Source organism: Mesorhizobium muleiense (assembly GCF_900099905.1).
GTDB lineage: Bacteria > Pseudomonadota > Alphaproteobacteria > Rhizobiales > Rhizobiaceae > Mesorhizobium > Mesorhizobium muleiense.
Window position 1 is genome coordinate 155,907 of record NZ_FNEE01000009.1, and the last position, 24,107, is coordinate 180,013.

Consider the following 24,107-nt stretch of genomic DNA (forward strand, 5'->3'; position numbering starts at 1 on the left):
GCCGTAGGGCCGGCGAGGAACCAAGCGATTGAGCCCCATAGCGTACACTGCCACCATCATCGCAGCCGTCGTCGTCCTGTTCGTCTGGAACCGGCTGCCAGTCGTCGTTGTCGCGATGGCGACGGCCACCGCGTTGTGGGCAACCGGCGTCCTGACGATTGATCAGGCGCTCGGCGGCTTCGGTGATCCCGCGGTGATCTTCATAGCCTCCCTCTTCATCGTCAGCGCCGGCCTCGACGTGACGGGCGTCACCGCATGGGCCGGGCAACTTCTGATCCGTGGCGCAGGCGAAGAGAGCCGCGCTCGCCTGCTGCTGCTGACGATGAGTATGGTCGCGCTCCTTACGGCGCTGATCAGTGTCAATGGCGCCGTGGCTGCACTCCTGCCAGTGGTGGTCGTCATCGCCGTCCGCCTGAAGCGAAATTCGGCCCAGCTGCTCCTGCCTCTCGTTTTTTCCGCGCATGCCGGCTCAAAGTTGGCTCTGACGGGATCGCCAGTGAACGTGTTGGTGTCGAACGCGGGCAGCGACGCCGGCGTGGGCAGCTTCGGTTTTTTCGAATTCGCGCTTGTAGGCTTGCCGCTGCTGGCAGGAACGATGGCCATCATCATAGTGTTCGGAAAACGGCTGTTGCCCGAACGCAACGGCGCGACCATGCCTGCCGACTTCAGCCGCCATGCGAAGACGCTCGTCGAGCAATACGGCCTTGCCAGCGGCGTCTACCAAATGCGCGTGCGCGCAAGTTCGCCGTTTATCGGCATGCCCGCGTCTGCGATCGAGTTGGGCACCTATCCCGACCTGCAAGTCGTCGCCGTTCAGGAGGGTGAAACGGCCAGCCCGCTTCGCAGACCTGTTATCGCCGAGGGGGATCACCTGCTGCTGCGGGGCGACGCCGAGTCGGCCGCTGCGTTCGCTGCCGACAAACACCTCGCATTTAGCGAGTCCGCGGCGCCAGGGCAGGGAGAGGAGACGCTGTTCAACCGCAGTTCGGGCCTCGCCGAGGTGGTGATTCCGCCACGCTCCGGCCTTATTGGCCAGAACGTTTTCCCGGGCATGGTCACCGAGAGCGGCGACCTGATCGTCCTTGCCGTGCAGCGCGCCGGCGCAGAGGTGGTCGCCACCAACGCAACACGAGATGCAGGAGGTATCGTGCTGCAGGCCGGGGACACGATGCTCTTGCAGGGAACGTGGAAAGCTCTCGACCACCGCCTCAAGGATCCGGATGTCCTGGTCGTCAATTCGCCCGAACTGGTGCGTCGTCAGGCGGTGCCGATGGGGCCGGGGGCCCGCCAGGCCGTTGCCATTCTGATCGCGATGGTCGTGCTCCTCGCCACGGGCATCACCCCGCCAGCGGTAGCCGGCCTGCTCGCCGCCGGAGCGATTGTCCTGTCGGGGATCATGAGTGTCGAGCAGTCTTACCGAGCCATCGATTGGACGACGGTGATCCTGGTCGGCGCGATGATGCCGCTGTCCACCGCCATGGTCGAGACAGGCGCCGCGAAACTGATGGCAGAACATCTGGTGTCGCTGGTCGGTGACGCCGGTCCCATTGCCCTGCTCGCCGGCCTGTTCGTGCTGACTGCCATAATGGGGCAGCTCATCAGCAACACCGCGACAGCTCTCATCGTCATCCCGATCGGGGTCGCAGCCGCGCTAACCATGGGTATTTCGCCCCGTCCCGTGCTCATGAGCACGGCCGTGGCGGCGGCCGCAGCATTCCTGACGCCGATCGCAACCCCCACGAACCTGATGGTCATGGGCCCTGGCGGTTACGCTTTCGGTGACTACTGGAAGCTTGGTCTACCGCTCATGCTCTGGTTCTTTGTCGTGGCTGTGTTCATAGTGCCGATGATCTGGAGATTCTGAATTACCATGAATGCCCGCTGGGTTCCGGTACTGCTGGGCATCATCTGCGCAATTCTCCTGCTGGCCGCGCTCTATTTCGCCGACGCGATCATTGCGCCGGTCGCCTGCGCGCTCTTTATCATCGCGATCGTCTGGCCGGTTCAGAAACGGCTGCAGGCACGCCTGCCGCAGCTTCTGGCGCTCGCCATTGTTGTAACGCTCGTCATGCTGGTCTTCATCGTGTTCGCGTCCGTCGTGGCCTGGGGTTTCGGTCGGATCGGCAGATCCGTCATCGCCGAGACACCGCGGCTTCAAGCGCTCTACGAACAGGCGACAGCCTGGCTGGAGACGCACGGGATCGCCGTTGCCGGCCTATGGGCGGAGCATTTCAATGTGCGCTGGGCTGTGGCGGCGATGCAGGGCCTGTCAGCACGGCTGAACACGACGATCTCGTTCTGGATCGTGGTACTGATCTACGTGCTGCTCGGCCTGCTCGAGGTCGGCCCGCTGGCGCGTAAAATCCCCAGCATCTTCAGCGGCGAGGCTGCGCGCATCCTGATCGTCGGCGGCGAACGCACAGCCGCCAAGCTGCGCCGGTACCTGGTGATCCGAACGATCATGAGCGTTGCAACGGGTGGCATGATCTACGTGTTTACCCTGGCGCTTGGCCTGCAGCTTGCCACGGAGTGGGGCGTCATCGCCTTCACTTTGAATTTCATCCCCTTCGTCGGCCCGTTCGTCGCAACGCTGCTGCCGACCTTCTACGCGCTGGCCCAGTTCGAATCCCTGTATTCCGCACTTTTCGTCTTTGCCTGCCTCAATCTCATCCAGTTCGCGATCGGCAGTTATGTAGAGCCGCGTTTGGCCGGCAAGGCGTTGGCGCTGTCGCCCTTTCTCGTGCTGTTTTCTGTCTTCCTTTGGATGTTCCTCTGGGGCCTGTTCGGCGCCTTCATCGGGGTCCCGATAGCAATTGCAGTGCTGACCTTCTGCGCCCAGTCTCCGTCGGCCAGGTGGCTCGCCCAGTTGTTAGGTGCCCCTGACGATGAGGTGGGAAGCGCCCAAGGTAGATAGGGAACATGTGGATAGGGAACAGTAAGAGCAGCCAGCCCCGGGAATTAACCTTTCACGCGGGCTCGGATTAGACCGAGAACAGTCATCAGAACGACGCCACCGAGCAGGCCCGATACGCCGACCCCGATCAGGACGGCAGGGGTAAGCCCGCCCAGCCCGCGCATGACGGAATCGGCGGCGTTTTCAGCGTGCCCAACCAAGTGGCCAATGCCGGGAATCTGCGCAGCTACGAAGGTCAACGCAAAACCTCCGGCCATGCCGGCCAGAACGGCTGCGATCTTGGTAAGTTCAACGCTGGGCCACCACCACCGCACAGCGAGTGCCCCCGCCGCGCCGCAGAGCATATCGATGGCGATGGCTATGACAGTTTCGGTCGGGGACAACTGTCACTTTCTCCGGCACGAACGGGAGCGGCGATGCCGCCTACGCCGACGGCGCCGAACCGGCTTCTGCGGAATGGCGCTTGAGCGCGTCGCGCAGAACCTGCTCCTTGGTCTCGTCGAGCGAGGTCTTGAGGACGATTCCACCGAAGCCCTGGATCTGCTTCAGAACCTTGTCTTCGGTCATCTCCTGGATCAGCAGGAAGAGCGCGGCATTGCCTGGCACGATGCTTGCCGACAGATCTTTCATGAAGGCATCATTGATGCCGACATCGGTCAACGCGCCCCCAAGCGCACCCGAAGCCGTGCCAACCGCCACGCCTATAAGCGGATTGAGGAATAAAATCCCGATGAGCAATCCCCAGAAGCTGCCGGAAACGGCGCCGGTAGCCGTGGTGTTCATAAGCTGGTTCAGCTTGACCTTTCCCGCCTCGGTCTTGGTGGCGATGACAGCGTCGCCAAGCTTGATCACATATTCCTTCTGTAGACCGAGCAGGGTTTGGCGGACTTCTTCAGCCTTCGCCTCGGTGGGATAAACAATGACGATGAGGGTTGACATGGAGGCTCCTGTCGACGGCAGCCATTAGGGCTGCGTAGGGGGTGCCGTATTTTAGGGCGTCCAGCACCTGAAGAAATCGGCATGGAGTCCTGCTTATGTGCCCCATGTCTCTTTTTCGCAGCGCCGGGGAATCGATTGACTGATGTCAAATCCGTTTCCAGTCTTGCCACAGCCTGAGGCAACTAACTTGGCCTCACGCTTCATCATGCCGGCGTCGCTGGCGAAATCGGGCGATAGGCCGAAGGAACAGGAGCGCTTTGGAGAATATCGTCCGATGCAGGACGAGAGGCACAGTTTTGGAATTCTGGGCCAATGGCAAGGCGGCCAGAAGGCGCTATCGTCAACAACGGAAGCGGAAGCATCCTAAGCTGTAGTCACGGTCCATCTGATGATCTCCGAGCGTTCCTTTCTCCATCAATGACCGCTCAAGCCGAAGCGACCTTGATACACACAAGGACTTGATCATGTCGGACCTATCCAAAAAAGGCCTCGACCGTCGCGATCTGATAATAGCATCCATCGCGACGGTTGGCGCGGCGGCCGCCTTCGCGGCCAACGCTGGTTCTGCAACCGCCCAGGACGTAGCGGCTCCCTCCGCCGACGCCGCATCCGGTGGGTCTCAGGGAACGGTCTATACCGGCGAAGTGATCCAGGGGAAAAAGGTCGTCAGTGCGCTCGACGTCAGCGACCTGGAAGCCGGGCAGAAGCACCTCTTGTACTTTCAGGGCGTGCAGATGCCCACCGGACAGTATTGGTATGTGTCCGTGGCGGTCGCCAAGGGGGCAAAGCCGGGCAAGCGCGTCGTTCTGACCAGCGGTGTGCATGGCGACGAGATGAGTTCCGTGCATACGGTCCTGACCGTGATGAACCAGCTTGATCCAGCGGAAATGTCGGGCACGGTGATGGCGGTCACGGACATCGCCCGCCCGGCTATGGAGGGCATGCAGCGCAGATGGCCCAATTCGGGCAGGGGCGCCGGCCTGATCGACATGAACCGGGAATGGCCCGGGAACGAGAACGGCTTCACCGCGCCCAGCCGGCACGCCGGGCTGCTGTTCAACCGGCTGCTGCGGCCGAACGCCGACGCGGCGATCGACTTCCATACCGGGACAAGCGGATTCGAAGTCACCGCATTCAATATTGCAAGCATGGATGTGCCTGAGATACGGTCGATGGTGGAACTCTACCCGGTCGACCAGATCTTCGACAATCATACATATCCCGGTGTCCTGCATAACGCGTTTGTCGACGCGGGTATCCCGTCTTTTTGCCCGGAGGTCGGCGCTGCGCGCGTCCTCGATCTCGAGATGATCCCCCTGTTCGTGGAGGGCACGATGAATGTCCTCAAGCATCACGGCATCCTGGCCGGCCCAATGGGACGGACAGGCAAGGACGTGGGTGTTTTCTTAGGCAACAGCGCGGTTCCGGTCGTGGCAACCCAGGGCGGGTTTATCGAGCATCTGGTCAAGCTCAACGACAAGGTTGAAGCCGGACAAAAGGTGGCCATCCAGCGCAACAGCTTCGGCGAAGTGGTCGCGGAATATACAAGCAGCGTTAATGGAGAGATTGCGGGCCAGCGCAGCGAAGTACCGTCCGAGCCTGGCGACCCTTTGGCATTCATCCTTTTCAACAAGGCGGGGCCGGATGGCGGTGAAACTTACCCGGAGTGAGTACGCCACGACAGCGCCGAGAAAGGCGCCAGCTCCGGCTCCGGCTCCTGCGTCCGGTTCCTGCCCCCTTTTCGGTGGCGCCAAGGACGGCAACACGCAGACAGGAGACAAGTTTTGTTTTCTACTCATCTCGAACTTAGCTTCGATGGAGAGAGGTCATGAGCACAGAGTCCTGAACTTTGTATGGTTGCCCCTGAGATATGGGCCGCCACCGTCTTTGCCTTGACAAGGCAGCCGAGGACGAATTGTTCTCGAAGAGCCCGTCGATATGGAGGAAGTCTTATGCGTCGTCTTTTGTTCGCTTGCTTTGGTGTAGCTCTCAGCTTCGTTCTCCCTGTAGTTTCGTCAACGCCCGCCCATGCAGTCACGATAAACATCAATATCGGCACCAGCCTCAATAATGGCCGTGCCATCACTTGTCGTGATGGCGAGCGAATCTTGCGCAATCGCGGCTTCAGAGACATTCGACGTGTCGATTGCCGCGGGCGGTTCTTCGTCTATCGCGCCAGGCGCGGCGCAAGCCGTTTCGAAATTGCAGTGAGCGCGAACAATGGCCGCGTCGTCGATCTGCGTCGCCTTAGAAGATAATGGTTTGGGCTATCTTCCAGGGTCTGGATTCCGTTAGACTCAGCCTGAGGACTCGATCGTTGCGCCGTCCCTACGAGTTTGTTGTCCGTTAAACGCTGAGGACCAATGGGTTGCGCGTCCTGACGAAGCTCGCACATTCATTCCCCGCGACAGGGATACTGGTAGCGACCCTTGCGTTCGCGGTCTCTCTTACGCCCAGCCTTATACCACGATCCTATCTGGTCCAGGGTGTGCTTTCGGGACTTTCAGCTGCTCTCGGATACGGCATCGGCTTCGTCGCTTATTCGCTGTGGACCTATCTCGAATTGCCGCAGCTACGGGACCGAACCCTCAAGGCGACGAGAATTGCAGTCGCCGGCACGTGCGTTGTGATTGCCGCTGTCTTCCTTTGGAGAACTCTGGAATGGCAGAATTCGATCCGCGTTTTGATGGATCTCGCTCCGCTGGACACCGCGAGTCCGCTCAAGACAGGGATTGTCGCTGTCGTCGTATTTGCGACACTCATGTTGTTGGCACACCTTTTCAGGCACACCTTCCTGGTGTTCTCCGGCTGGCTTGGGCGCTTCGTCCCGAGGCGGGTCTCCCATCTTGTCGGCGGCCTGCTGGCGGTCGCGCTGTTCTGGTCGGTCGTCGAGGGACTGGTCTTCAGACTGACGCTTCGAATCCTGGATTCTTCGTTCCAGGAGATGGATGCTCTCATTGAAGATGACCTCAGCAGGCCCGCGCAATCGATCAAGACGGGAAGCGCGGCTTCTTTGCTGTCATGGGAAGAACTCGGCAGGCAGGGCCGCAGGTTTGTCAGTTCCGGTCCAACGGCGGCAGAGATAGCAACTTTCTTCGGGGAAGGGGCTGTGGACCCTATTCGGGTGTATGTCGGAATGAGTTCGGCCGACACTGCCGATGAACGCGCGAAGCTGGCCTTGCAGGAATTGAAACGCACCGGCGCGTTCGAGAGATCCATACTGATCATCATCGTGCCGACTGGTACCGGCATGATTGATCCGGCTGCGCTGGACCCGGTTGAATATCTTCACAGGGGCAATGTCGCGAGCGTCGCAATGCAATACTCTTACCTCGCCAGCTGGTTATCCCTCCTGGTCGAGCCGGACTACGGTGCGGAGGCCGGCGACGCGCTGTTCCAAGAGGTCTACACCTACTGGTCTTCGCTTCCACGCGACGCCCGCCCGAAACTCTACTTGCACGGCCTAAGCCTCGGGGCGATGAACTCTGAACAGTCGGCGAACCTTTACGATGTCGTCGCAGATCCGTTTCAAGGCGCCTTGTGGAGCGGGCCACCTTTCGCAAGCCGCACCTGGCGATCCGTTACCGACGGCCGCAATTCCGGATCGCCCGAATGGCTCCCCCGCTTTCGCAACAGCTCGATCTTCCGGTTCACCAATCAGAACGATGCCTTGGACATTCCAGACGCGGAGTGGGGACCGATCCGGATAGTCTACCTTCAATATGCCAGCGATCCGATAACCTTCTTCGACGTCGCCACGCTTTATCGAGAACCCGATTGGATGAAAGAGCCGCGCGGACCCGACGTATCGGAAGAGGTTCGCTGGTATCCGCTTATCACGATGCTGCAACTGACGGTCGATATGGCAATAGCGACGACGTCTCCAATGGGTTACGGCCATGTCTTTGCACCACAGCACTATATCGATGCGTGGCTGGCCGTAACCGATCCGCCGAGCATTACACCTGAAGATATTGCTCGGCTGAAGGTCCTTTTCATCACGCGTGGGGCGACGCCTGTCAGCGGATAAATCTCAGTTTTGTCATTGTTATAAGTAGGAGAAACGCCGTGAAGCTGCTGTCAGCCCTTGTTGCCGCAGCCATATGCTGCCTGGCGTCGCATGGCGCGTATGCTACGGATGTGAAACTGTCCGGCAGCGCCTTCTACCGGGAGCGGATTGCGCTACCCTCAGATGCCACTCTCCTTGTGGAATTCATAGATTTGGCCAAGCCAGAAACCGCCCTGGCCGCAACTGCCGTGGCGCCGGCCGGACAAGTTCCCATTGCCTTTGGCCTGGTTGTCGATTCAAGCAAACTGTCGAACGGAGAGGCCTATGCGATACAGGCCCGCATTGAGGTCGGCGGCTCCGCCTGGTTCGCCAGTGCCGAGCCGACCCCGGTCGATCTGGCGAGAGCGGGAGAATTGTTTTCAATCCTCCTCGTTCAGGCGGGCAGTAAGAACGCAGAGGAGGCTTCCGGCGTCTCGCTGGCAGGTACCGAATGGAGGGTTTTAGAGCTGGACGGCAAGAGCGCCGATCCGAACGTGACATCGACGCTTATTTTTGATGCTGATGGCGCGGTGAGCGGCAATGGTGGCTGCAACGCTTTTCGCGGCAACGTCGACATGGAAGGTACGACAATGAAATTTGGCCAGCTGGCATCGACAATGATGGCCTGCGAAGATGCCAAGTCCGTTCAAGAGGCGGTCTTCCACGCAGCGCTTTCGCAAACTGCGGCGTATTTTGTACAGGATGGAAATCTGATGCTCGTCGATGCTGCAGGTAAGACCGTCGCTCGCCTGGGAGCGCCGTGAGGCGGCTAAGCTGACGTTAGCGCGGACTTGTCCCGCCGTGCTCGGTCCGGTCAGGTTCCATCGACAGTGCGGAGTAGCTGGTAAAGCGTTTGCGGCCCTTCGTGTCGTGCCTGGCATTGCTGCGCCACGACGAAGCCATCACTCGCCCAACCTATATCCCGTGCTTCCTTCGGTGAAATGCCGAATTCGTGCCTGAACGTTCGACTGTAACTGGAAGCATCGACGAAGCCCCATTGCTCGGCGATCCGGGATATGGACCGCGTATCGCCAATGTCGGAGAGCGCGTCCCGCGTTCGCAGTAGCCGCTGCCTCCGAATGTAAGAAGCTACTCCCCCGAGCGGCTCGAAAATTCTGTATAGCCGGGAGCGGGACACGCCAAGTTCCGCGCACAGCGTTTGGGATGTCAGTTGGTGATCCACAAGTCTGCCGTCAATCATCCGTCGCGCTCGGCCCAGAAATGTCGCGTCGATTGGGGTTTGTGCTTCTCTCAAGCGATCCTGGGAGGGCGCGAGACATACGGCCACAAGGCTTCGTGTTGCCTCGACGACGTATGGTATCTCCGGCGACTGCAAATCCGCCAGCGACCGGTTGAGAAGAAGCAGGTAGTCTGCCAGCAGCTTACCGAGCCCTCCTTCGAACTTGGCATCCAACATTCGATGGAGCCCGGCAGTCGAGGTAAACAGATCGTTTGGGATGAAGAGCGTAAGGACCCCGTCGTGATTGATTTGTCTATCGAACGGGCTGGCCAGGCAGTGCAGCTCAGGCACAGCTTTCTCGCCTTTATGCCACTCACCCGGCAAGCAAAACGGCAGGGTGACATACCAATGGTCAAGAACGGCATTTTTCAGATGCTTCTGGCGATGAGCATGATTTTCGCCTGGAAGCTCAGTTCGCATAAAAGCGAGTCTATCCAGGTTCCACACCGTTTGGCGGGCCGGAAAGGATTGAGGACAATCCCGCACAGCTGACAAGTCCATCACGCCTCGATTGGCGAAACGGAAAGCCGGAAATTGCTCGTGAGGTTGGAAGCCAAAGGTTGAAAAATCAAGAGAATGCGTAAATTTCGCATTCTTACTTTCGTGCTCTTCGAGCGATTGGAGCGCGGAGTCTTGATACATTAGATGACTCTAAATTACCGTTGCTCCGCGTAATGTCCAAACAAACATCACCTTCTTTGTACCATATCGTACCACGCACAAGCCTCAAAGACAAAATTGACAGAGCGTGTGAGCAATTGTCCTTGAATTGGGCCTGATGGCTCGATGCTTGCGAAACGGCCAATCTTCTGAAAAAAACGAATCTAGAAGTTTCGGCGTCGGAAAATGCTGCAGGGATTCATGCGAAAGCTTTTCATGCGTGATCTGCACGGAGCGCGGAGGTCGCGCAATGCCGGTTCGGCGCTTGGCATCGAGCCATCGGAGGTTTCGACCCACGACTACATTTCGACGCTGATTGCCTGGCGCCGCCAAACCGTGACGGCGCTGTGCGCGCGGATCGAGACGATCCATGGCCGCAACTGGGTCGAAATCGTCGGTGCGGCGCGCAAATTCTCCGAATGCATGATCTACGGCCGCTATGTCGACGACGTGCTCGCCGGCGCCGGCCATTTCCATGGCTCGGAGGAGTTCTGCCGCGTCCACTGGACGGGCGAGGCGCTGTCGGATGACGAGTTCCGCCGTTTCGTCGCCGCCATGGCGCCGCAACAGGTGGCCATCGGCATGCAGTCGTTTATCGGCACCGATGTCGGCCGCATCCGCCGCCTGATCGGGTCCGAGGATAAAAACTCATCGCCCTTTAACGACCGGGCTTAGGCCCCCGACCTTCCTGGCAGGAGGTCATGAAAGGGTGGGAAGTCGCCTGTTACTGGCGGAAGCGCAGGTTCCGTCGCGTGAGTTCGTTGACCGAGGTGCAGCCCATCAGCTTCATGCCACGCTCAATCTCGATGTGCATCAATTCCAGTGCGCGTTCGACGCCGGCCTGTCCGGCGGCCGCCAGTGGGAAAAGGTAGTAGCGGCCCAATCCGACGGCCTTTGCGCCCAGCGACAGGGCCTTGAGCACGTGGGTGCCGCGCTGCACGCCACCATCCATCATCACATCGATTCTGTCTCCCACCGCATGGACGATCTCGGCAAGCTGGTCGAACGCGGTACGCGAGCCGTCGAGTTGGCGACCGCCGTGATTGGAGAGGACAATTCCGGTGCAACCAATCTCGACCGCACGCCTGGCATCCTCGACCGACATGATGCCTTTCAGGCAGAACTGTCCGCCCCAGTGCTGCACCATCTCGGCAACGTCGCCCCACGACATGGAGGGGTCCAACATCTCCGTGAAGTAGCGGCTGATCGACATCGCGCCGCCGCCCATGTCGACATGGCCTTCGAGCTGTGGCAGCCGGAACCGCTCATGCATATAGTAGTTGATCGCCCATGACGGTTTGACCGCGAACTGCGCGATGCCAGCGAGATTGAGCTTGAAGGGGATGGCGAACCCCGTTCTCTTGTCACGCTCGCGGTTGCCGCCGGTGATGCTGTCCACCGTCAGCATCATCACCTCTACTCCCGCCTGCTTGGCCCGGGCCATCATCTCGCGGTTCAATCCGCGGTCCTTGTGGAAGTAGAATTGGTAGACTTGCGGCCCCTTGCTGATCTGGCGCGCCTCTTCGAGGCTGACGGTGCCGAGCGAGGAGACGCCGAACATCGTGCCATATTTCGCCGCCGCTGCCGCCACCGCACGTTCGCCCTGATGGTGGAACAGGCGCTGGAGCGCTGTTGGCGAGCAGTAGGCCGGCATCGCCAGCTTCTGGCCCATGACGGTCACCGACATGTCCACATTGGTCACGCCGCGCAGTACATTCGGCACCAGGTCGCAGTCATCGAAGGCAGCCCTGTTGCGCCGATAAGTGACTTCGTCATCGGCCGCACCGTCAATGTAGTTGAAGATCGGTCGGGGAAGGCGCTGTTTGGCCATGCTGCGGAAGTCATGGAAGTTGTGGCAATTCCTCAGACGCATCTCATCACTCCGTTGGCCCGGCTCATCTGCCCGATAGCACACTGCTGCGCGATGCCTAACTGACGCGGGCTGAACGATAAACGGCCGCAACGAACTGGTAGCAGTCGTGGCGCGAACGTTGCTCTGGAGAAGCGGCGGCAAGGCTCGCCGCTACCCGACACCCGGCATTTTTCGAGTGAACGACCAGTCTCGGGCGACAATTTCGATGGTCTCATCTCGAAAATAGAACAAGAAATGCCGTGATGTCGGACTGTCCGACGACAGAACCCCCCAATCGGGCTCGTCGACTGCCCCGCCGTCGCCGATCACTTCGTAGAACTCCCCCCATTTTAGAGCTTGATTGCTATAACGGCCTTCACCTGTAAACCACGCGTGATCATTTGTGGCGTCCCATCGCCAGCGACTATTGCCAACGAATCGAAGTGTCCATCCCATCTCGGCATCGACGGCAGCCAGCTGGTCGACCTAGACCGGCTTCGCCGGCCTGCGCATCGCCGAGTAGGTGAGCAGCGCCGAGGCGAGATAGAGCAGCAGGAAGACGACGTTGAGCGACAGCACCAGATCGGGCGTGTCCAGTATATGGGTCAGCACATAGGTCAGCAGCACCGCCTTCATCCCGGCAAGCAGCGCCAGGTTGATCGCCCGCACCAGCGTCTGGCCGCGCGCGAACAGAAGCTCGGCCTGGTATTCGACGAGATTGCGCAGGCCCGGCACGCAGATCGCCAGCGCCACCAAAGGGGCGGCCTCCGCAACATTCCTGCCGAGCGCGTTGGGGAAGAAATGCAGCACGATGGCGAGTGTCGCCAGCGCCAGCGTCGAGACCGCGAACACGCCGCCTTCGATACCGCTCTTGACCGAAAGGCGCGACAAAAGTTCCGGCGCCCGCATCATGCGCTGAACCAGCATCATCGAGAACGTGCGGATCGGGATCGCCGTCAGGTCGACCAGCCGCATGATGATGGCATAGATGCCGGCGAGGTGCGGACCGCCGATCGCCAGCACCAGCAGTTTGTCGAATTCCATCTGCAGGTAGAACAGCACCTCTGCGCCGGCAACGTAGATGGAATCGGCGAGCCGCCGCAGATAGAGCGCCGGCCGCAGCCGCAGCCTTTGGCGCGGATAGAAAAATCCGAAGGCGATGAGCAGCGAGGCGGCGTTGGCGCCGATGTAATACCAGGACCAGGCTCCTATGGTCGGCTGCGCCGCGAACATGAACAGCACGGCGCCGAGCGCCCGCAAGGCCGTCGCCAGGATCGTCAGCAGGGCGGCGCGGCCGAATTTGCCGAGGCCGTTGTTGACGATCAGCGCCACCTCGACCGGCCGCCACAGCAACGCCTCGGCAAACACGATCGCCGCAAAGACCGACAGCGGCACGGTGCCGGCAAAGAAGACCAGGTAGACGCCGTAGGAGGCGGCCGCCAGCAATGGCAGCGATATCGCGCCAAACAGCAGGAAGCCGGCCGTGAAGGTGCCGATCAGATTGGGGCGGATGGTGGCGGTTCGGTAAAGCGCCGAGATGAAGCCGAAGGCCAGGATGCGCGACAGCATCACGCCGGCCGCTGAAGCGGTGGCGAACATGCCGAATTCGGCGATCGACAGCGTGTTGGCCAGCGCGATGAAATAGGCGAGCGAAAACACCAGCCGCCCGCCCGCGCCGCTGATCGCCGAAAGATAGTCGCGTACCAGCCGCCGTCGCTCGGCGACGAAAGCGCGGATCCGGGCGAGAGGCCGTTTTTGCGGGATGTTGCCAGCCTGAGTCATGTGTCGAAACAGCATAGGCCGGAAAGTTTAACGCGCGGTTCTGGGCGCTTTCGTGGGCGGTCCTGCGTCGCCTCTACATTTTCGAGCGTCAATGGCAAATTGGCCGATCGGTACAAAGGTAGAGGTCGCGTTCAAACTGATCGGTGCCCAAGTGTCGCGGCTGAGCTGCAAGGCAACCGGGTCTTGGCACTCCACGGTTATCGAGAAATCAGGCGACTGGTCACCAGTCAGCTGGCCTTGAGAGCATTTCCGACGCTTTTCAAACTCTCGCTCCAGGGAACTTCAAGGGCAAATCGTGACCCATTTCAGCTGCTCTCGCCACGCTTCGTAAATAGCGGCCGACATATGCCCGCCTCTCCGATGAGTGGCTTTGAAAAGCTTCACCGTCGTCGCGGGACAGAAGCTTTATCCAGCCGCTCTGTCTTTCTGCCCTACCGACCCTGACGGGCGGCCACCTAGCGGCCCATTTAAACAGTTTAGCCGTTCTCGTTCTCAGAAGCCGGCTCTCGTTCGGGCTCCACGCAACCTTCTCGAGCGTGGCTCTCTAGCCTCTAATAAGCTTCACAAGCCGCTCTACTTCCCCCATATCCAAACCGGCTCCAGAGAGCTCACGGGTTTCGACGAGAACATCGCCACCGGATTTCTCCTCAATCGGCCTGATGCCCGCAGCAAGATACGCCGCACGCTTATTCTCCCATCGTTTGACGTATTGCGGGTCCGAAAGCATGCCGAGGTGCTCCCAATAGTAAGTGATACCAGTTTCATCATCCGCGATCGTAAAATCCGGCCAGCGCATCGTTCCTTCGAGAATGATCGGCTTCTCGTAGACGTAGGGCACGCCCATGCCATGCAGCTTCTCGGCAATCGCAAGCTCGGATTTGGATTGCACGAACTCTCCCCTGCTGGTCCGATGCACAAGATGACGATCAAGAAAGCGCGGCCCCGAACTCGTCGTCACCTGCACCGGACCAGGATCACTGAACAGATCCGTCATTCGCCGAGCGATCTCGGACGCAGACGGGTCTGAATAGCGCCGGAGAGCACCAAGCTCGTCTTCATGCAGAACCACGAGTTCTTCGCGATGCCGCGTGATGGCCGTGTAAAGCAGCTCGCGGGATAAAGGGCGGCAGTTGCGTGGCACGATGAGGAACGATCGTCCGAACTGGCTGCCCTGCGTCTTGTGCACCGTTAGCGCATAGGCAAGTTCAAGTTCTGGCGTTCCCTCTTCCCCAGAGAACTCGCTGGCATAATAGGTGAACTTGATCCCGGGCTGGCTCGCAAACTCCACCTCAAGATTCTTTGGACGAAACTTCATCTTGACCGTTTTGTAGCCGCCCACAACGATGCCGATGTCACCGTTCGCAACGTAAGGCCGCTCCTGCTGCGGGTAGGTGCGCCTGCGCCCATTGTTGCGGAGGTTGATGACCTTATCGCCCCAGATCACGCCCTGCGGACCGGCGGGCTTTGGATACTTTGCGCCTTTCGACTGCGCGCGTTCGCGCACCTTGCTCCGGAACCGCCGTTGCACGGCAAGGTTTACGGCGTCGACGCCGGATAGGCCCGCACGGACCGGTGACAAGATCTGCCAGTCATGCGACGAGGCCGCAGCGCCTCCCATCTTGTCGCCGGCGCGCCGAGGCCAGAACAGAATATTCCCCTCCCACTCACTGCCACCGATACTACGCTCGAAGCCCTTCTGGTCTGCTCCGTCGGTCAAACCCAGCCCACGCACCAACTCTCCGGCCAATGCCGGTTCCAGCTCGTTCGGCAATCCCCATCGCACAGTGCGAACATGGGAAAGCTTGCCGAGCTTTAGCGCATCCCAGACCTCATCCGCACCGGCGTCGAGCGGCTCGCCGCTGAACTGCCGGGCAAGAAGCACGTCACCGCGATCTTGACCACGTTGCCTCCCGATGACGGTCAACTCGGCATAGCCCGGCGCAACCTTCGGAAATATCGGCACACCTTCGTCGGGAGCCAAGTGCCGGCAGATGTCGACAAACGGACGTCCTGCGCCGATAGGTGGGAGCTGTCGCGGATCGCCGACTAGAATTAGGCGATCGACCCCCTCAATGGCATCAATGAGTGCGGCAAGCTGATCCTCGGTCAGCATCGAACATTCGTCGACGATGACCGAGCGGTATCCCTTCTCTCGCGGTGCATCCGGATTGCGAAAATACCGACCGCTTGCCCCGTCGTAGCGCTGCCGTTGCTGCAGAAACTGCGCAAGCGTCATGCCCTCACCAAGCCGTTCGGTGGCTTCTTCCAGACGCACGCGCGCCTTGCCGGTGGGTGCGAGGAGCAGCACTTGGCCGGCAGCAATCTCGGGTAGATCGCAGATCACTTTCAGAAGCGTCGTTTTGCCGGAGCCGGCCGGTCCCACAAGCGCGGTGAAGCGACCGGAAACAAGCTGTTCCAATGCAGCCGTCTTTTCCTGTCGTGCCAGTTCCTCTGTTGCCGCGTCGGGACCCTCGTCCATCTGCGGAAGTGCAGCATCGACCTTCAATCGCCATTTATAGGAAAGGGAGTGCTTCTTTCCGTCCGCGCTACGCCGTACCGACGCAGCTTCAGCGCATTTTCACCTTCAGATGTCTTCGCCGCTTCGAGCGTCTCAACCAGATAACTCGCGGCCATATCGAGAACGTCCTCATCGACCGCACAACGTGGATCGAGTGTCGCCTCCAGCGCCCGTCGCACGATCCAGCTGCGCGGCAAAAGCGTATGGCCTTCTGTCTGGACCGCACGTTCAAGCAGATCCGTCACCAGACCGCGGACACGGCGGCGATCGATGCCGTCGCTCATCCCGATGCCTGGTGCAAGCGGAGCAATCTCACGAACGGCACCTGGCGGAAAGATCCCGCGGTCGACTGTTCCGAACTTTATCGGATCTGCTGCGCCTTCGTCGCGCTCGAAAAGCAGATAGGGATTCTTCAGAATTTCGGCGTCAGACGTCTCTTGTGAAAAAGCACGCTGGCTAGGCTGATAGGCGCGCGTTGCCTGTTCTACGGACAGACTGCAACGCGCGACGAGGTCCAGAAGTTGCCGGCGGGGCCTTGCGAGACCTGTCCACTTCTGGCGATATGTCGAACCGAAGCCATAGGTTTCCGCCTGCGGGAAAGATTTGGGTGACGCAGCAAACGCGTCGATAAATGAAAAGGCATCGAACACCTCCCCATCGTTGCTGCCGACTCGTACGATCTCATGTGCGAGTAAGGTGCCGTGTTCGAGCCCGAACGCCGTCAAGGCGCTCCCGAGGCCCGGATGAATTCCCCGCGCAGTCCACAAACGGGCGATCTCGCGGTCGATCCACGCCAGGGCGCCGGAGACGTCAGTCTCGATAACCTGCGAACAAGCACGAATTGCCGCCGCGCAAGACAGCAGTGACGCAATGGCGCCGTCATGACCAAGATGTTCGGCTCCATAAGAGAACGATTCAAACTGGTCATCGGGCGCGAATGCGATGCATTTCTCAACGTCGATCCCGGTATCCGCCGCTGCCGCTGCCTGCACGTCGTAGTAAGGCATCAAAAAACCATCGGCACCGTCGGGACGAAGCGAATGGCGCACGCAGCGCTCCCATAGGACGCCCTGAAGCTGTCCCGGGCCGTCGTAGGCATATTCCGTGTGGTTTCCGACGCCCTTCACGCGCGCCGCACCGATGATCACGCGTCCAGCGTTCTCGGAAAGAGGCGTCTTCTTGGCATAGAAGAAGCAAAGCGATTCTTCCGGCTTCAATGCGCCGAAGAAGCTGTCCAGCATTATCAACTGATTGGTCTTGTCCTGTACCCAGCCCGTCTCAAAGGAGAGTTGTGGCTCGCGTTCGTGTTTATAGGCGAGGCGCAGCGCGTCCGCCTTGCCCTTGATGCCCGACTCTTCGTCGCCTTCGACATTCGATTTAAGCATCCAGCCGAACGGGATGCAGGCGGCCGAGAATGCTTCGATTCTAAGGATCGTCTCCCCAAAATGACCGTGGGTCTCTGGGCTTGAAACCTTGTACGGATGCTGCTTTCTCAGGATAAGGTCATGGTTGGCCATAAAGCTGACCCGCTCGTCGACACATGGCGGCCTTACGGATGATTGAAGATCCTCGAACATCTGTCCGGCATAGTCGTCCTGATCGGCACGTTTACCCGCAGCAATCCGGGTGAGCGCGAGGCATGCAGTGTTCGCAGACGGTGCAGTGCACACGCGACCGCTCCACCCACCGTCATGCCACGGTACACGTACTGTTGTGTGCTGCCATGGCAGTTTTCTGGATCCCGAAATCATTCTCTACCTCGGATCAGCTTGGCTTTGGCTTACCCTTTCGTATAACCGCAGCAGGCGCCGTTATGAAGTCTTCGTTTGTCGAAAGGTGATCTCCTGACGCGACAAAACGCGCAATCGACGTGAATATTTAAACTCGCAAACGTTCAGAACAAAAAAATGAGCATATACTTTGTGGATGGTAGAAAACGTCCGCCGATGGGCTCCCCGATTGCAACATGGCAGCTTGGCGTTGGGCGCGGAATTCGGACTGAGGGGTGGTAAAAACCAGTATCGATGACCTGCCAGACTCTAAGCCAGCCGAGCTCCACCGCGTGGTCGAGATCCTACACTGAGTTCATGGTGCCATGATCGGGGCCAAGGCGGTCGCGCAGGGCATATAGCTCAAGCATCGCGCTGTGGTGGCAGAGGTATGGCAATGGATCGCAAGCTGCATGCCATCGTCGACGAGGCCTTTCCGCATGGAGAATGATAGGAACATATACCTATGGTCGCTAAGGGTCCAAACACCTCCCGCCTGCAATTGACTACAAGCTCAGGTTTGATAGCGTGCGGACCGACTCAGTTGAGGGGAAGAACAGTGTCAGCAAAAGTTCGGATTAAGGCAGGGCTTGTTGAGTTTGAATACGAAGGCGAGACCGAGCTGTCGATCAGCGACATAAAGGATCTGTTTTCACACATCGAAACTCTGTTTACCGTGCCAATCTTAGCGTCGGGCGGCGCAATCGTTGCCGAAGATGGCACAGGTAACGAAGGCAGCGAAGTTCCGCCTCCGACAAAAGGCGCAAATAAACTGCATGTGAATAGCGTAGCAGCGAAACTAAACGCAAAAACCGCCACAGATGTGGCTATGGCTGCTGCAGCCTATTTACAACTGATGGCTGAAAAAGATACCTTTTCTCGGCAAGAGCTTTTGGCAACGATGAAGGGGGCCACCAAGTTCTATAACGCCAATATGGCAGGAAACTTGACAAAAACGCTAAAGGTGCTCGTTGGCACTAAATTCAATCAAGTTGGCACTGATCAATACTCGTTGACCTCGCCTGAACACGAGAAGTTGGAAGCCGCTTTTGCTTGATCAGACGGGCTTTAAAGAGTGGATCCATCGCGATCTAAACCGGCTAGATAAGCTGCTTCTGACCCTCGCCACGTTTGACCAGCCAATAGACTTGAATGGGATTCGCGGGCGTGCCGCTGAAGCTGGCTGGAGGTTCCCAAAAGCGTGGAACCTTTCCAGTATATTGGGTCGCAGCAACGGACTTGCAATCCGTGTTCCGCTAGGCTGGGAACTGACTGAATCGGGCAAAAGCTACTTGCGCAATCTCGGCCTGACGACGCTCAGTCCGTCCGCTGTGAAAGTTGCCTCTGATCTCCGCACCCACCTGGAGAGGATCCAGAATCCAACAACACGAGCGTTTGCTGAGGAAGCGATCAAATGCCACGAGGCTCAGCTTTATCGCTCCGCTGTTGTCATGTCTTGGATTGCTGCCGTTGACGTCCTGCATCGCGAGGTGGTCGCCCATCACCTTGCAGCCTTTAACGCAGAAGCCAAGAAGGTGAATTCTAAGTGGAAGGATGCGGTCAACGAAGACGGGATTGGCCTCATGAAGGAAGAGGATTTTCTGAACCGGATCGCGGGCATCAGCGTCATCGGCAAGAACCAAAAAGACGAGTTATTGAAAGGCTTGAAACTTCGGAACGGTTGTGGACATCCCAACAGCTTACAGGTGGGACCTAATATGGTAGCTAGTCACTTGGAGACACTCTTGCTCAATGTGTTTGAGAAGTTCGAAACCTAAACCTCCGACAGCACTCGGTTTAACGGCCCATTAACCATACCAGTGCCAAGTTTCAGACCAGGTGAGCCATCGCCAAAACGGACTGCCCAATTCTCCTACTTCTGCCTATTTGACGCCAAAAAAAGTTCCTACTTCGCGGAATTCTGGGCTTGCAAGTTTAGTATGGTTTAACGAATGGCTGACCGCGCGTCCAAGCCGCAAAGGGCAAGCTCCACGACAATGGTCGACAGGCAAAACCGTGAAGATTGGAAGCGCGAGCGCTCCTTGCTGGCGCTCGGCCAGGCGTTGCGCGGCGAAGAAGAACCATCGCTGGTTGCGATCGGGGACCGGGCAGACCCGTCATGGCGCGACGATGCCGCAACGCGCCATCGTCTCGCGCGCTTACGCCGCGAGGGGCGAGCGCATCCGGACCTCTCGGCAACCCCGGAGCCCACGGCGACCCCGGAACGCTGGGTGACTCCGGAGTTACCGGCAAACGATGAAACAAGCCGGTTTCAAGCCGAGGATGCATCGGCTTCGGCCGCGCGGATGCCACCTGAGAGTGACGAGCCCGTTGAAGCGGACCATGCGGAAGCCGCGTTCGAACCTCGATACGCCATGCCGCGGGAGGAGCCGGTTGCTGCCGCTGTTTCCGAGGACCGCCGCTCCGATGCCGACCCCCGATACGCCGCGTTCGAACCTCGATACGCCGCGTTCGAGCCTCGACACGCCGCGTTCGAGCCTCGATACGCCGCACCCGAACCCGGATATGCAGATGACGGGCGGCGGTCTTCCCGTCAGGATGACGACAGACAAGAATGGAAGCCGTTGATCGATCCGATGCAGGTCGTCCGCGGCATTGCCCGCTCGAAGCTGCTGATCGTCGCCATGACGATACTGGGCGCCACGCTTGGCGTCGCCATCGCGCTGTCGACGCCGAAGAAATACGAAGCCACCGCAGAGCTGATCGTCGACCCGCGCGACCTGAAGCTCACCGACCGCGACCTCACGCAATCCGTGGTTGCGTCCGACGCGACGCTGGCCATCGTCGAGAACCAGGTTCGCGTGCTCACCTCCGGCACCGTTCTCAACAAGGTCGTCGACAAGCTCAATCTCGTCAATGATCCGGAGTTCAACGGGCAAGGTTCCGATGGGCTGGGGATGATGACGGTCATCCGGTCGATCCTGTCGCGCAATGATGGGCCGGCTGCCGGTGAAGGTCGCCGCCGTGCGCTGGCCGTCGCCAATCTGGCCGAGAGCCTTGCGGTCGAGCGCGGCGGCAAGACCTTTGTCATCTCCGTCAGCGCCACCACGCAAAATGGCGAGAAGTCGGCGCTCATCGCCAACACCATGACGGATGTTTTTCTGCAGACCTTCGGTCAGATCCAGTCCGACACCGCTGGCCGCGCGACCAACGAGCTGACGGGCAGGCTCGACGAGCTGCGCAAGGGCGTCGAAGTCGCCGAGCGCAAGGTCGAGGATTTCAGGGCCGCGCACGACCTCGTCGACGCGCAAGGCCATTTGATCAGCGACGACGAGATGCTCAAGCTCAACCAGCAGCTGGCCATCGCCCGCGCGCGCACGCTGGAACTTAACGCCCGCGCGGCGTCGGCGCGCTCGATCGACGTGAATTCGGTTCTGAGCGGCACCTTGCCGGAGGAGATCAACTCCAACGCCATGAGCGAGTTGCGCTCGCAATATGCGACGCTCAAGCAGGAGGCCGACCGCGCCGCGATCCGGCTCGGCCCGCGCCATCCCGAGCTCCAGGCGCTCAATGCCCAGCTTGCCGGATCGCGCGAGCGTATCGCCGGGGAACTGCGCCGCATCGCCTCGTCGCTGCAGGTCGACTTGAGGCGCGCCGTGCAGCTCGAACAGGATCTGGCCTCCCGGCTGGCACAGTTGAAGGTCCGCAGCGGCGACGTCAACAGCGACCTGGTCACGCTGCGCGAACTGGAGCGCGAGGCCGCCGCCAAACGCTCCGTCTATGAGCAATATCTTCTCCGCGCCAAGGAGACCGGCGAGCAGAAGGACATCAACACCGCCAACATCAACGTGATCTCCAAGGCCTTCGCCCCGCTCGAGCCAAACGGACCGTCGCGCGCCATGACGGTGCTTGCCGGCCTGCTGGCGGGGCTTGCTTCCGGTGTCGGCCTCGGCGCCATGCGCGGCGCTTATGCGAGCCTGCGCGAAACCGCCGATTCGCGGCCGCGCCGCAGGGCAGAGGAGCGCCGGACACCCATTGAAGACAAAGCATACCAGCCGCCCGTTCCGCCCCAGGCCGGACCAGTGCCTCGTGCGCAGCAGCAGTATCCCCGAGCCTCGGACGAGGCAGATCAGGCTTCGAAAGCCGCTGAACAGCAAGCCTCCATCGAGGAAATCCGAGCCAGCTTGCGTGAATTCCGCGAAGCGGTTCGCGAACTCACCGAAAGCCGATCGCGGCGCTATTTCTGAGCGCCGAATAGAATAAAAGCCATCGGTTTCGAGTTAGCGGCATAAGACGGCGCTTTGACGGGATTGCCCGGTCGGATTTTCGTGAGAATGCCGCCCGAAGCAGAACGATGTCGAGGATGGTTGATGGCCGAGTTGATTGACGGAAAAAGCGTTGCCGAAGGCGTGGTGCGGCGCGTCAAGGCCCTGACGATCGAACTGATGGAAAAGGGCGCGCGCACGCCCGGTCTCGCCGTGGTCATCGTCGGCGAGGATCCGGCGAGCCAGGTTTACGTCGCCTCCAAATCCCGCACCGCCAAGGAATGCGGTTTTCATTCGGTCCAGCACACGCTGCCGGCCGAAATATCCGAACAGGAACTGCTTGCCATCATCGGCGAACTCAACGCCGATCCCGGCATCAACGGCATCCTGGTGCAGCTGCCGCTGCCTGGCCATATCGATGCGGGCAAGGTCATCCAGGCAATAGCGCCGCAAAAGGATGTCGACGGCTTCCACTTCATCAATGTCGGCAAGCTCGGCACCGGCGAACTGGAGACGGCGTTTGTGCCTTGCACGCCGGCCGGCTCGATGCTGCTCATCGAGCGTGTGCGCGGCAAGGATCTTTCCGGGCTCAATGCGGTGGTCGTCGGCCGCTCCAATATCGTCGGCAAACCGATGGCCAATCTTCTGCTTGCCGCCAACTGCACCGTCACTGTCGCGCACAGCCGCACGAAGGACCTGGCTGCACTGGCGCGCACCGCCGACATTCTCGTTGCCGCTGTCGGCAGACCTGAAATGGTCAGGGGTGACTGGGTCAAACCGGGCGCCACCATCATCGACGTCGGCATCAACCGCATCGCGGCGCCAGAAAAGGGCGAAGGCAAGACCCGTCTCGTCGGTGACGTCGCCTTTGCGGAAGCGTCCAGGACGGCCGGCGCCATCACGCCGGTGCCCGGCGGCGTCGGCCCGATGACCATTGCCATGCTGATGGCCAACACGCTAGCTTCCGCCTATCTCGCGGCCGGATTGAAACGGCCGTCTTTCTGAACCTGGAAAGCCCAAAGCTTTGCCGAACCTCACTGTTCCCCCAGAGCGGCCGGTCGCCAATGATCCCATTCACGGCGGCCGGCAGTTCGGGTTCCTGCTGGTCGACAAGTTTTCCATGTTCTCGCTGGCCGCCGCAATCGACACGTTCCGGTCGGCGAACCGGCTGCTCGGCCACGACTTCTATGGCTGGACGACGGTGTCGGCCGACGGCGATGCCGTCATGGCCTCCAACGGCCTGCCGCTCAAGATCGACTACGCTGTCGCCGATCTGCCGCCGATCGATATTCTTTTCGTCTCGGTCGGGCTGACGACCGAGTTTCCCGGCAAGAGCAAGGTGCTGGCGGCGCTGCGCAGTTGGGGCCGGCGCGGCAACGCGCTCGGCGCACTGTCGGTCGGCTCCTACCTGCTCGCCGAGGCAGGCCAGCTCGAAGGCTATCGCTGCACCATCCACTGGGAAAACCGCGCCGGCTTCGTCGAACGGTTTCCCGACATCAACTGCACCGGCAACGTCTTCGAGATCGATCGCAAGCGTTACACCTGCGCCGGCGGCACCACCTCGATCGACCTGATGCTGGAGATCGTGCGCGGCGATTTCGGCTCGAGCCTCGCCAACGGCGTCGCCAACCAGTTCCAGCACGAGCGGATCCGCTCCGCCGGCGACCGCCAGCGCGTCGGTCCTGAGCGCGACCTGACCGGCAAATCGGAAAAACTGCGGCGCATCGTCGAGCTGATGGCCGACCATCTCGACGAGCCGCTGTCGGCGGTGCAGCTCGCCAAGTCGGCGGGCCTGTCGGTGCGCCAGGTCGAGCGGCTGTTCCTTCGTCACCTCAGTGTGACGCCCGGCCGCTATTACATGCGGCTCAGGCTTGAGCGGGCGCGCGAATTGCTTCGTCAGACCAACATGCCGATCCTCGACGTGGCGATCGCCACCGGCTTCACCTCACACTCCTATTTTGCCCAGAGCTATCGGCTGCAGTTTGGCCGGCCGCCTTCCGAAGAGCGGCGCACGACATATTGAGGGTTTGGCGCAGTCAGCCCCGCCAACCCCTCACGTGCCCCGGCGCCCGGGCTTGTATCCTGACGCGACGTCAAATAGCTTCCCCCCGGCGGCACGGACTGGCGCGTGGACTGGCTGGCAGAAGCTGACTGGCTGC

18 protein-coding genes and 1 pseudogene are annotated in these 24,107 nt (G+C 60.2%); 12 read left to right on the forward strand and 7 right to left on the reverse strand.

Annotated features, from left to right (window positions below; all coding sequences use genetic code 11):
• The first annotated feature begins 28 nt into the window (after window positions 1–28).
• Window positions 29–1,864 (forward strand): SLC13 family permease, encoded by a 1,836-nt coding sequence (locus BLT09_RS17770; protein WP_091595166.1) that lies wholly within the window; start codon window positions 29–31, stop codon window positions 1,862–1,864.
• A 6-nt stretch (window positions 1,865–1,870) separates the two neighbouring features.
• Window positions 1,871–2,914, forward strand: coding sequence for an AI-2E family transporter (locus tag BLT09_RS17775; protein WP_091595168.1), 1,044 nt, complete (start codon window positions 1,871–1,873; stop codon window positions 2,912–2,914).
• A gap of 44 nt (window positions 2,915–2,958) precedes the next feature.
• On the opposite strand, the gene BLT09_RS17780 is transcribed toward BLT09_RS17775, so the two are convergent.
• Together BLT09_RS17780 and BLT09_RS17785 are read right to left on the reverse strand one after the other, a co-directional pair.
• The gene (locus tag BLT09_RS17780) at window positions 2,959–3,297 is read right to left on the reverse strand and encodes a hypothetical protein (RefSeq protein WP_091595170.1); all 339 of its coding nucleotides are present in this window, start codon (window positions 3,295–3,297) and stop codon (window positions 2,959–2,961) included.
• A gap of 40 nt (window positions 3,298–3,337) precedes the next feature.
• A complete protein-coding gene (locus BLT09_RS17785) occupies window positions 3,338–3,853 on the reverse strand; it encodes a DUF1269 domain-containing protein (RefSeq protein WP_091595172.1) in 516 nt (171 codons plus the stop codon).
• A gap of 464 nt (window positions 3,854–4,317) precedes the next feature.
• On the opposite strand from BLT09_RS17785, the gene BLT09_RS17795 reads away from it, so the two are divergent.
• The 4 genes from BLT09_RS17795 to BLT09_RS17810 all read left to right on the forward strand — a co-directional run bounded on the left by BLT09_RS17795 (window position 4,318) and on the right by BLT09_RS17810 (window position 8,665).
• Entirely contained in the window at window positions 4,318–5,523 is a 1,206-nt protein-coding gene (locus BLT09_RS17795; protein WP_091595327.1) for a M14 family metallopeptidase, read from the forward strand.
• Window positions 5,524–5,805: 282 nt separating this feature from the next.
• Complete coding sequence (locus tag BLT09_RS17800) at window positions 5,806–6,111, forward strand: hypothetical protein (protein WP_091595177.1); 306 nt, start codon at window positions 5,806–5,808, stop codon at window positions 6,109–6,111.
• A gap of 95 nt (window positions 6,112–6,206) precedes the next feature.
• Window positions 6,207–7,883, forward strand: a complete 1,677-nt coding sequence (locus tag BLT09_RS17805) for an alpha/beta hydrolase (RefSeq protein ID WP_091595179.1) — start codon at window positions 6,207–6,209, stop codon at window positions 7,881–7,883.
• Between the two features lie 38 nt (window positions 7,884–7,921).
• The gene (locus BLT09_RS17810; RefSeq protein WP_091595181.1) at window positions 7,922–8,665 is read left to right on the forward strand and encodes an META domain-containing protein; all 744 of its coding nucleotides are present in this window, start codon (window positions 7,922–7,924) and stop codon (window positions 8,663–8,665) included.
• A gap of 50 nt (window positions 8,666–8,715) precedes the next feature.
• Here BLT09_RS17810 and BLT09_RS17815 read toward each other — a convergent pair whose 3' ends face one another.
• Window positions 8,716–9,783: a helix-turn-helix domain-containing protein gene (locus tag BLT09_RS17815; protein WP_091595183.1), complete on the reverse strand. Its 1,068-nt coding sequence runs from the start codon at window positions 9,781–9,783 to the stop codon at window positions 8,716–8,718.
• A 261-nt stretch (window positions 9,784–10,044) separates the two neighbouring features.
• Here BLT09_RS17815 and BLT09_RS17820 point away from each other — a divergent pair.
• Window positions 10,045–10,476 (forward strand): annotated as a pseudogene (locus tag BLT09_RS17820) (DUF6492 family protein); the annotation flags it as partial.
• Window positions 10,477–10,525: 49 nt separating this feature from the next.
• Here the strand turns inward: BLT09_RS17820 and BLT09_RS17825 are convergent.
• The 4 genes from BLT09_RS17825 to BLT09_RS34945 form a co-directional block, all read right to left on the reverse strand.
• On the reverse strand, window positions 10,526–11,674 hold the full coding sequence (locus BLT09_RS17825) for an alpha-hydroxy acid oxidase (protein WP_091595185.1): 1,149 nt from the start codon (window positions 11,672–11,674) through the stop codon (window positions 10,526–10,528).
• A 465-nt stretch (window positions 11,675–12,139) separates the two neighbouring features.
• Complete coding sequence (locus BLT09_RS17830) at window positions 12,140–13,435, reverse strand: lipopolysaccharide biosynthesis protein (RefSeq protein ID WP_091595187.1); 1,296 nt, start codon at window positions 13,433–13,435, stop codon at window positions 12,140–12,142.
• Window positions 13,436–13,979: 544 nt separating this feature from the next.
• Window positions 13,980–15,941 carry an ATP-dependent DNA helicase gene (locus tag BLT09_RS34940; protein ID WP_236473005.1) on the reverse strand — a complete coding sequence of 654 codons (1,962 nt, stop codon included), beginning with the start codon at window positions 15,939–15,941 and terminating at the stop codon, window positions 13,980–13,982.
• Entirely contained in the window at window positions 15,938–17,623 is a 1,686-nt protein-coding gene (locus BLT09_RS34945) for a hypothetical protein (RefSeq protein WP_236473006.1), read from the reverse strand. Before BLT09_RS34945 ends, BLT09_RS34940 begins: the two co-directional genes overlap by 4 nt.
• A 658-nt stretch (window positions 17,624–18,281) precedes the next feature.
• Here BLT09_RS34945 and BLT09_RS17840 point away from each other — a divergent pair.
• The 5 genes from BLT09_RS17840 (at window position 18,282) to BLT09_RS17860 (ending at window position 23,971) form a co-directional block, all read left to right on the forward strand.
• Window positions 18,282–18,779: a hypothetical protein gene (locus BLT09_RS17840; RefSeq protein WP_167366463.1), complete on the forward strand. Its 498-nt coding sequence runs from the start codon at window positions 18,282–18,284 to the stop codon at window positions 18,777–18,779.
• Window positions 18,772–19,500: a hypothetical protein gene (locus tag BLT09_RS17845; RefSeq protein WP_091595189.1), complete on the forward strand. Its 729-nt coding sequence runs from the start codon at window positions 18,772–18,774 to the stop codon at window positions 19,498–19,500. The genes BLT09_RS17840 and BLT09_RS17845 overlap by 8 nt, the downstream gene beginning before the upstream one ends.
• Window positions 19,501–19,719: 219 nt before the next feature.
• On the forward strand, window positions 19,720–21,930 hold the full coding sequence (locus tag BLT09_RS17850) for a GumC family protein (RefSeq protein WP_091595329.1): 2,211 nt from the start codon (window positions 19,720–19,722) through the stop codon (window positions 21,928–21,930).
• Between the two features lie 123 nt (window positions 21,931–22,053).
• Window positions 22,054–22,953, forward strand: coding sequence for a bifunctional methylenetetrahydrofolate dehydrogenase/methenyltetrahydrofolate cyclohydrolase FolD (gene folD / locus BLT09_RS17855; RefSeq protein WP_091595190.1), 900 nt, complete (start codon window positions 22,054–22,056; stop codon window positions 22,951–22,953).
• A 19-nt stretch (window positions 22,954–22,972) separates the two neighbouring features.
• Entirely contained in the window at window positions 22,973–23,971 is a 999-nt protein-coding gene (locus tag BLT09_RS17860) for a GlxA family transcriptional regulator (RefSeq protein WP_091595192.1), read from the forward strand.
• Window positions 23,972–24,107: the final 136 nt, after the last annotated feature.

Excerpts from the sequence above, each read along its gene's own strand:
- BLT09_RS17775 (WP_091595168.1), top strand. The coding sequence starts at position 1,871 with ATGAATGCCCGCTGGGTTCCGGTACTGCTGGGCATCATCTGCGCAATT.
- BLT09_RS17815 (WP_091595183.1), bottom strand. The coding sequence starts at position 9,783 with ATGTATCAAGACTCCGCGCTCCAATCGCTCGAAGAGCACGAAAGTAAG.
- folD (WP_091595190.1), top strand. The coding sequence starts at position 22,054 with ATGGCCGAGTTGATTGACGGAAAAAGCGTTGCCGAAGGCGTGGTGCGG.
- BLT09_RS17830 (WP_091595187.1), bottom strand. The coding sequence starts at position 13,435 with ATGACTCAGGCTGGCAACATCCCGCAAAAACGGCCTCTCGCCCGGATC.
- BLT09_RS17850 (WP_091595329.1), top strand. The coding sequence starts at position 19,720 with ATGGTCGACAGGCAAAACCGTGAAGATTGGAAGCGCGAGCGCTCCTTG.
- BLT09_RS17795 (WP_091595327.1), top strand. The coding sequence starts at position 4,318 with ATGTCGGACCTATCCAAAAAAGGCCTCGACCGTCGCGATCTGATAATA.
- BLT09_RS17785 (WP_091595172.1), bottom strand. The coding sequence starts at position 3,853 with ATGTCAACCCTCATCGTCATTGTTTATCCCACCGAGGCGAAGGCTGAA.
- BLT09_RS17800 (WP_091595177.1), top strand. The coding sequence starts at position 5,806 with ATGCGTCGTCTTTTGTTCGCTTGCTTTGGTGTAGCTCTCAGCTTCGTT.
- BLT09_RS17825 (WP_091595185.1), bottom strand. The coding sequence starts at position 11,674 with ATGCGTCTGAGGAATTGCCACAACTTCCATGACTTCCGCAGCATGGCC.